The organism is Neisseria sp. P0022.S010, from assembly GCF_051956635.1.
In genome coordinates this window covers 1-1,492 of record NZ_JBQCXF010000659.1, presented here as the reverse complement: position 1 = coordinate 1,492, position 1,492 = coordinate 1, and the positions used below count along the sequence as shown (strand labels likewise).

At 51.5% G+C, this 1,492-nt stretch carries 2 protein-coding genes and 1 pseudogene; 1 reads left to right on the top strand and 2 read right to left on the bottom strand.

The window, feature by feature from the left end; translation table 11 throughout:
• Positions 1 to 568: pseudogene (locus ACTHUT_RS20440) on the top strand (beta-ketoacyl-ACP synthase); the annotation flags it as partial.
• A gap of 93 nt (positions 569 to 661) precedes the next feature.
• Here the strand turns inward: ACTHUT_RS20440 and ACTHUT_RS20435 are convergent.
• Both ACTHUT_RS20435 and ACTHUT_RS20430 read right to left on the bottom strand, forming a co-directional pair.
• The gene (locus ACTHUT_RS20435; protein ID WP_003685688.1) at positions 662 to 1,186 is read right to left on the bottom strand and encodes an RDD family protein; all 525 of its coding nucleotides are present in this window, start codon (positions 1,184 to 1,186) and stop codon (positions 662 to 664) included.
• 91 nt (positions 1,187 to 1,277) lie between these two features.
• The gene (locus ACTHUT_RS20430) at positions 1,278 to 1,448 is read right to left on the bottom strand and encodes a hypothetical protein (protein WP_440419634.1); all 171 of its coding nucleotides are present in this window, start codon (positions 1,446 to 1,448) and stop codon (positions 1,278 to 1,280) included.
• Positions 1,449 to 1,492: the final 44 nt, after the last annotated feature.

Below are 1,492 nucleotides of genomic sequence, written 5' to 3'. Positions count from 1 at the left end.
CCCTTACGACAACGCTCGAGACGGCTTGGTCATCGGCGAAGGTGCAGGCATATTCGTATTGGAAGAATTGGAACACGCTCGTGCGCGCGGTGCGAAAATCTATGCCGAGCTTGTCGGCTATGGTGCCAACAGCGACGGCAGCCACGTTACCCAACCGCAAAAAGAGACCATGCAAAAATGTATGGAGCTTGCGCTGAAAGATGCAGGTATTACGCCTGATAAAGTCGGCTATGTCAGCGGTCACGGTACGGCGACCGAAAAAGGCGATATTGCCGAAACATTAGCGACCGAAGCCGTGTTTGGTTTTGTGCCGATGAGTTCGCAAAAAAGCTATCTCGGCCATACACTCGGCGCGTGCGGTGCATTGGAAGCCTGGTTTACCATCGAAATGATGAACAACGGCTGGTTTGCGCCGACCGTCAATTTGGAAAACATCGACCCGCGTTGCGGCAAGGTGGATTACATCCAAACAGGCGGACGTGAGATTCAAACCGATTATGTGGTCAGCAATAACTTTGCTTTTGGCGGCGTCAATACATCGCTGGTGTTCAAACGTTGGCAAGAATAATTGTTGCTTGATGTTATGATTAAGGCCGTCTGAAACTTATCTTGAGTTTCAGACGGCCTTTATTTTATTTAGAGCTTGAGCCGCTTTTGGATTTTATTCGTTTGTTTTCTTCTGATTTAAATCCACCAGCCTTGTTCCAGCCAAGAAGTCGTAGAGGAACTGGCGGTCGGGATGGAACAGGGCGAAGCCCCATGGCAGGATGAGCCAAATGAGTGCGGCGCCGAATGCGCCTTTGGGCGGTATATTGAGCAGATGTCGCAATCCGGCATAGGCAAACAGGGGAATGAACACAATGAAAATGCTTGCCCAAATAAAGCGCAGGCGCAGCTGCGGAAGGGGCGGCTGGGTATCGTTTTTATCGGCTAAGCCGATTTTCCATGTCTGCATGGCGAGGGTTTGGCCTTTTTTGTGCCAGTTGGCGCGAAAGTAGAGCCACCATGCGTAGAACAGAATCAGACAGGTTGTCAGCATGGACAGGCGTATGGAAACGGGATTGAGAAAGATGGCGACAATACCGGCTGCAAGGGCGGCAATGCTGGTAACGGCGCCGGTCAGCAGAAGTTCGTAAACCAGTGCGGCGAGGCGGCGTTTGAGTGGGGCGGTAGGAAGATGGGTCATAATGCGATGGAAACGGAAATGGGTTTGATGGAAATAAAAACAGGCCGTCTGAAACGGGATAGGATGTTCAGACGGCCTGTTACTGTCGGGATTAGCGATGTGGACGTTTTTGACCGCGTGCCTGTTGGGCAGCCATTTGGTTCATTTCCTGACGGGTCGGACGTTTTTTGAAGATGGCGTGCGCTTCGTCAACGGAACATTTTTGTGACAGGCAAACCAAGGTAATCGCGCCTTTTTGATGTTGGCCGCCGCTGTGGTACATGCGGCGGCCAACATCAAAAAGACGCGATTACCTTGGTTTGCCTG

What these genes read in the sequence shown, in the direction of transcription:
- ACTHUT_RS20435 (WP_003685688.1), bottom strand. Translation starts at nt 1,186, where the DNA reads ATGACCCATCTTCCTACCGCCCCACTCAAACGCCGCCTCGCCGCACTG.
- ACTHUT_RS20430 (WP_440419634.1), bottom strand. Translation starts at nt 1,448, where the DNA reads ATGTACCACAGCGGCGGCCAACATCAAAAAGGCGCGATTACCTTGGTT.